Here is a 7080-nt window from a genome sequence, read left to right as displayed (position 1 = left end):
GGGGTGAAGTCGTAACAAGGTAACTGTACCGGAAGGTGCGGTTGGATCACCTCCTTTCACTGTTCACGCCCCTTACCGTTTCACTACAGCTCGTTATGTTATCCCCGGTCTGAATAAGGTCGGGGATTTGTCGTTTTTGTTTGATGACTTGGACTGATGACCTGGACGCTGTTGAAGCCAATAAGGCGCACGGCGGACCCTGGTGGCTCAAGTGACCGCGATCCGCCCTGCTCATCGCCACTCCACCCCTCGCTCGAAATCGCAGCCCCTGAACCGGGTAGAGCTAAGGAGCGTTGTCATCCTGAGCGAAGTGGCCTGAGCGAACCGGAGAGGCTCGTCGCCGTGACTGTGAGATCCTTCACTGCGAGATCCTTCACTGCGTTCAGGATGACTACTGCATGGGTACGGCTATATGCATGGGTACGGCTATATGCATGGATTGGGGTGTATGGATTAGGAAAGAGGCACTGGGGCATAGTGCTGTCGGTTGAACCTGATACCGCAGTCCAGAACAGTGGAGACCCTTCATCGGCCAGCCCTGCTTTGAGCGGCGCGGGCGTTGGAGTGCATCGTCGTCGGCTCCCGGTGCAGACCCGATTTGCTGAATCCCGATTTGCCCAACCCCGCCTGGCAGAACCCCGCCTGGCCAAACTTTGCCGCTGGGCTCCGGGGCCTGCGCCTTATATTAAGTAAACACTAACGAGCGCCGGGCCTGCCGGGTCAGGGCCAGCGCGAGTGTGCTGTGTGCCAAAGGTGCTCAGGGGCGGGCGACGCTGCTGGGGCGGCGCTGGCTCCCGCTTAACCTCCGACTTGATGAGGAGCGGCCAGTCTTCGGCCCAGCGGAAGCCCGGTTCATGAGAGGCTACTTTTGGATTGGTCAGCAGCGGCCTGGCCCCCAATCTGGCTTATTCCACGTATTTATGGGCTTCCCAGGCTTGACCGCCTCATCTTCATCCGTGTATCATCACTCTGATCTGCACCGCCTTTTCTCATGAAGTGAAAGAAGTCGTGCAGGTTGCGCGTTGAAATGACGACGGCGATTGCCTCTGGGAGAGGAAACTCGGTAACTCGCCCCAACATCGTCTCAAAGCCTGAACTGTTTCTGGCGCGCGACATTACGGGGGTTCAATATGAAGAAGTCTTTGCTCGCTCTCACCGCCGCGCTGGCCTTTGGCATGGCCGCTGCTCAGGACGCCGCTCCGGCGACGCCTGCGGCCCAGGTGCCCGCTCTGACCGACGTTCCTGCCGGTCACTGGGCCAAGGACGCCATCGACAAGCTGGTTTCGCAGGGCATCATCCTGGGCTACCCGGACGGCACCTTCCGGGGCACCCAGAACCTGACCCGCTACGAAGCGGCGGTCATCATCGCCCGTCTGCTCAACCAGATGGGAACGCCCCAGGCTCCGGCCCTCGATCCTGAGACGCTGACTAGCCTCCAGAACGCCATTCAGGAGCTGGCCGCCGACCTGGCCGCCCTGGGTGTGCGCGTCAGCGACCTCGAAGAGAACGCCGTCACCAAGGACGACTTCGCCCGTCTGGAGCAGCGCGTCGAGGAACTGGGCGCCGCCGCACCGGCCCCGACCGAGGCCGCGCCCGCGCCCGCCGACAACAGCGCCAACGAGCAGGCCCAGGCCGATCTGCAAGGCCAGATCACCACCAACACCGACGCCATCACCGATCTCCAGACCCAGATCAGCGACTTTGGCGCCCGCGCCGATGACCTCCAGGCCAACTACGACACCCTGCGTGCCGATGTCGACGACAACGCCAGCAGCATTGCGGCCCTCAACGACCTGACCGTGCTGCTCAACCAGGACATCCTGAACCTTCAGGACCGGGCCAGCGCCATCGAGGCGGCTCAGGCCGATTTCGTGCAGCGTGCCGACTTCGATAACCTGGTGGGCCGCGTGACCGTCGTGGAAACCAAGGTCACCGACTACGGCAACCGCATCACTGCGCTGGAGAAGAACGCCTTCACCATCAAGCCGACCATCACCGCGACTTACTTCGTGGCCCGTGCCGACCGCGAGATGGACATCGACCGCCTGTTCCCCGGCACCAAGTTCAGCACGGGTGACGACGGCGACAGCGCCACCAAGGACACCAACGTCGATTACGTCGACCTGGGCGGTGACCGCAACAAGGTATTTAACAGCGCAGACGGTCTCTACGGCTTCTCGACGGTCAACATCGTCCTGACTGGTGTAGACCCCACTACCAAGGCCGCCATCACCAAAACGGTGCCTGCCGGTGTCACCGATCTCACCAAATACACCATCAGCGCTGCGGATAAGGCGCTGGGTTACACGACGGCATCGAGCTTTGCTGCGGCTGGCGGTGTCAACAAAGAGGGTTCAACCACCCTCGACTTCGGCATCGACTTCGCAGGCGGCGGCACTTTCCTCAGCGGAACCAGCGCCAACACCGGTGCTTACCTGACCAGTGCAGGTGGCGTGTCCATCAAGTCGGTGGACGTCAAGTTCGGTATCACCACCAACCCCTCGCTGACTGGCACTCAGACCGACGCCGATCTGGCCAAGTACCCGGCCATTACCGATTCCAACAGCTATACCTACCGCCCGCTGTTCTTCTACTTCAAAAACGGCACGGCGACCTTCACGGTGGGCAACAGCCCGGTGACCGTCGATTTCGGCAGCGCCCTGAAGACCAAGTTCAGCGATTACGCTTTCGACAACGACAAGAATGGTCGCGGCGACGGTTACAACGTCACCATCGACGGCTCCAGCCTGCCGGTCTTCGGCGCCTTCAAGCCGGTCATCAAAACCATCTACGGCAGCAGCCGCCTGGCCAATGACGGCACCACCTACGCGGCCAACGGCGCCAACGGTGACTACCGCTACTACCGTGGTGCGCGCGCCGAGATCACTCCGGTGGGCACCGTCAAGCTGGGCGTTCATTACGTTCAGGAGGCCAAGGACAGCGTTGGTTTGAAGCTCGCCACTCCCGGTATTCGTAACGTTGTGGTATACGGGGCCGACGCCCACGGCGCTGTGGCCGGTTTCCAGATCGACAGTGAGTACGCCCGCAGTGTCGTCACCGGTACCCCCACCGACGACTCGGCAACGGCCCGCGATGCCAACGTGTTTTACGGCAAGGTCAGCGGCGCTATCGGCCCGGTCAAGGTCTACGACCTGAACTACCGCACTGTCAGCAGCGGTTACGACAAGTTCGCCTCCATCTCCGAGGCCAACCCTGGCGACGGCGACAACGGCAGCACCGCGCCCTACAACCGTGGTGACCGCAACGCCAAGGACCGCTTCAATGTGGCGCAGTCCACGACTACTCCCGGTCAGGTAGGCGCCGCTCTCAAGGCAGGCGTGACCCTGGGTCCTGTAGGCGTGGGCGGCTACTACAGCGTGCAGAATATCCCTGGCGGTGGCCTGGGCCAGAAGGATGCCAACGGCATCGTCGATTTCGGTGTGGCCGCCAAGGTCAACCTGGTCAACTTCGTGACCGTGCGCGGCGGCTACTACGCGCTCTACGCGGGCAACGGCTCTGCGGACGTGAGCAACAGCGCCAAGGGTGACGGTAGCCACTACACCGTGCGCGCCGACATCACCCCCGGCCTGGGCCTGGGCATCGGTGCGTACTACAGCAACGTCGCGATTGGTAGTGATATCAACGCCGCTGGCACGGCTGTGGGCGCTGCGACGCAGACCCGCCGCCAGGACGACAACGTTCAGGTGCCCAACGTTCCGGCAGACGGCACCGATGGTCTGTTTCGCAACAGCCGCTACAACAGCTACTACACGCTGGCCGACTACAATCTGACCGACCAGACCGGTTGCGGCGCCCAGCACGCCAGCACCGGCACCACCGACACCGACGCCGTGGGCGGCGCACTGACCTTCAGCCAGGGCGCCTTCAGCGACAAGACCTGCTACAGCGAGATCGGCGCCGAAGTGACCCACACCGGCTCGGCGCCCAACGCGCTGATCAAGAACCTCGACCTGCGCTTCGGGTACTCGCAGCGTTACCGCAACGCCACCACCAGCTACAGCGGCACGGCGCTCTACGCCGACGGCCTCTACAGCGCCAAGCTCGGCCCGTTGAACGTCAACGTCAAGGGTGTCTACAGCAACATCGGCGTCGATCAGACCCGCGAGGGCGCCACGGCGGACGTTCGCACCCTGGCTGCCGGTGCCCGCGTCAGCACCGACACCATCGATACCATCTTCAAGCCCAGCATCGAGGCCCAGGCCGGTTACCTCAACCGTCTGCGCAACAACAGCACCACTCCGGCCAACAACTACACCACTACTGGCCTGAGCTACCGTGCGGGCGTCAAGTTCAACGACTTCCTGCTGCCCACCGCCAAGCTGGCTGTGTACTACGCCGGGTTGCAGACGGGTAACCGTGCGTACACCCCCTTCACGGACAGCACCGATAACACCGCTGGTTCGTATGGCGATACCAACACGGGCTACAACATCAACCAGAATGGCGTGTACGTGGAAGGCAACTACTACGACCTGTCGTTCGCCTACGGCGTGTACAACCTCAGCGCCAAGAACGGGGCTGGCACCCAGGTCGCCCTGCCCACCGGCAAGGCTGCGGCGGGCTCGACCTTCAAGATCACCTACAAGGTCGCGTTCTAAGCTTAATTCTCCTCTTGCGCCTGCGGGCGTCAGCACCTCGAAATCACCCCTGCCTCGTGCGGGGGTGGTTTTTTTTGGATGCCAGGCGGCGGCTGTGGAGGTGATACGGCTGTGGAGGTGATACGGCTGTACAGGTGAAGTTCTCCGACCCGCAACACGTTTAAACTACGCAGCATGATCTCTGTTTTCGGCCATACCAACCCCGACACCGACGCCATCACGGCGGCGCTGGTCTACGCCAGGTTGCTGACCCGCCAGGGCACGCCCGCCACCGCCTACCGACTGGGCGACCTCAACTTTGAAACTGCCTACGTGCTGCGCGAGGCCGGGCTGGACGCGCCGGAGCTGCTGCCCGCCCTGGGTGCCGGAAGCCCGGTGGCGCTGGTGGACCACAACGAATCGGCCCAGAGTGCGCCCAACCTGCATGAGCTGGAGGTGCGCTACGTCGTGGATCACCACAAGCTCGGCGACCTGAGCACCGCCCAGCCTGCCACGCTGCGCTTCGCCCCGGTGGGCTGCACCGCCACGCTGCTGCTCGACCTGCACCGCGAGGCCGGGCTGTCCGTGGAACCAGGCGACGCCCGGCTGCTGACCAGCGCCATCCTCTCGGACACGCTGGAATTTCGCAGCCCCACCACCACTGACGCCGACCGGGCCGCCGTGGAATTCCTGGCGCCTATAGCGGGCATCCGCGACGTGAGCGCCTACGCCATGCAGATGTTCGCCGCCAAGAGCGACCTGGGCGACACGCCCGCCGACAAGTTGCTGAAAATGGACTACAAGGTGTTCGCCTTCGGGGCGCAGATGTGGGGCCTGGGCGTCATCGAGACGACCAATCCGGCGTATGTCTTCGGACGCCGGGCCGAGCTGATCGCCGCCATGCTCTCGGAGAAGGCCGCCAGCGGGCTGGGCGGCATTCTGCTGAGCGTGGTGGACATCCTCCAGGGAACGAATAAGACCCTGGTGCCTTCAGACAGCGAGGCGGCGGTGGTCAGGGCGGTGTTCGGCGCGGCCACCGAGCAGCAGGTCGCCGATCTGGGCAGCCGCATCAGCCGCAAAAAGCAGATCGTCCCGGCGCTCGAAGCCGCCCACCTGAGCTGAAGGCATTGAACCCAGATCCAGTGAACACAGACCCAGTGAACACAGACTCAGATCTGGACTGGCTCTACGCCCGGCAGCGCTTCGGCGTCCACCCTGGCCTGAGTCGGGTGCGCTCGCTTCTGGCTCGGCTGGGCGACCCACAGACGAATTTCAGGGCCGTGCTGGTCGGCGGCACCAACGGCAAGGGCAGCACCGCCAGTACGCTCTCGGCCATGTTGAATGCCTCCGGCCTGCGCACGGCCCTGTTCACCAGCCCGCACCTGACCCGCTTCACCGAGCGCTTCGTGGTGGCGGGGCAGGAGCTGAGCGCCGAGGCCGTGCAGGTCGCTCTGGCCCGCGTGCGGCCCCATGCTGAGACCATGCGAGCCAGCTTCTTCGAGATCGTCACGGCGCTGGGCTGTCTGCTGTTCGCGGAAGCTGGGGTGGAGCTGGCGGTCATGGAAGTCGGCCTGGGTGGGCGGCTGGACGCCACCAACGCGCTGGAGCCGGTGCTGAGCGTCATCACCACCATCGGGCTGGACCACACGGCCATTCTGGGCGAGACCCTGGCGCTGATCGCCGCCGAGAAGGCCGGGATTCTGCGGGCTGGGCGACCTGCCGTGACGGGCGTTCAGCCGGAGCTGCTGCCCATTCTGGATAAGCGCGGCACCGACCTGTGGGCACTGGGGCGCGAAGCCGGGGTTCAGACGGCGCTGCTGGGCTGGGACGGCGCCCAGGTGCGCCTGACCTCACCGGTGGGCGACCTGAGCTTCCGGACCCCGCTGCTGGGTGAGCACGGCGCCTGCAACGCGGCGCTGGCGGCGCTGGCAGCCCAGCGGCTGGGCGTGTCCGAACAGGCCATTCAGCGCGGCGCGGCCCACTCGCACTGGCCGGGGCGACTCGAACGCCTGCCCTGGCGCGGCGGCGGCGTGCTGCTCGACGGAGCGCACAACCCGGATGGGGCGCGGGCGCTGCGGCAGGCCCTCATAACACTCGCCGCGCCGCCGCTGCCGGTCATCTTCGGTGCGGCCAGCGACAAGGACGCACGGGCCATGCTGGCTGAACTGGCGCCCCTGATGTCGTCGCTGGTCCTGACCCGCTCGGCGCTGAGCCCCCGCGCCGCCTCGCCGGAAGCGCTGGCTGCACTGGCGCCGCCCGGCGTCCCGGTCCAGCTCGCGGCGAGTCCGGAGGCGGCGCTGGCCTTGTTGCCTGCCGGGGGCCTGAGTCTGGTCTGCGGCAGCCTGTACCTGATCGGCGAGCTTCGGCCCCTGCTGACGGGCGAGACGAATGAGGGGCGCGAGCGGTGGCAGTGAGCATTCATACCAAGTTGTGCCCAGTCGAAGACGAGGGCCGACCAACGGGAGTAGCAAGGAATACCGTC

Annotated in this window: 3 protein-coding genes and 1 rRNA gene; all 4 read left to right on the top strand. The window is 64.7% G+C overall.

Annotated elements, in window-relative coordinates; translation table 11 throughout:
• A 16S ribosomal RNA gene (locus tag Q0R23_RS17950) occupies positions 1–57 on the top strand; the annotation flags it as partial.
• 1073 nt (positions 58–1130) lie between these two features.
• Positions 1131–4619, top strand: a complete 3489-nt coding sequence (locus tag Q0R23_RS17945; protein WP_293915291.1) for an S-layer homology domain-containing protein — start codon at positions 1131–1133, stop codon at positions 4617–4619.
• A gap of 174 nt (positions 4620–4793) precedes the next feature.
• Complete coding sequence (locus Q0R23_RS17940; RefSeq protein WP_293915289.1) at positions 4794–5720, top strand: manganese-dependent inorganic pyrophosphatase; 927 nt, start codon at positions 4794–4796, stop codon at positions 5718–5720.
• 35 nt (positions 5721–5755) lie between these two features.
• Positions 5756–7012: a folylpolyglutamate synthase/dihydrofolate synthase family protein gene (locus Q0R23_RS17935; RefSeq protein ID WP_293915287.1), complete on the top strand. Its 1257-nt coding sequence runs from the start codon at positions 5756–5758 to the stop codon at positions 7010–7012.
• Positions 7013–7080 lie beyond the last annotated feature (68 nt).

The organism is Deinococcus sp. (assembly GCF_025362455.1).
Lineage (GTDB): Bacteria > Deinococcota > Deinococci > Deinococcales > Deinococcaceae > Deinococcus.
The sequence above is the reverse complement of the archived record's forward strand: the minus strand, read 5'-3'. Positions and strand labels throughout refer to the sequence as shown.

What these genes read in the sequence shown, in the direction of transcription:
- Q0R23_RS17945 (WP_293915291.1), top strand. Translation starts at nt 1,131, where the DNA reads ATGAAGAAGTCTTTGCTCGCTCTCACCGCCGCGCTGGCCTTTGGCATG.
- Q0R23_RS17940 (WP_293915289.1), top strand. Translation starts at nt 4,794, where the DNA reads ATGATCTCTGTTTTCGGCCATACCAACCCCGACACCGACGCCATCACG.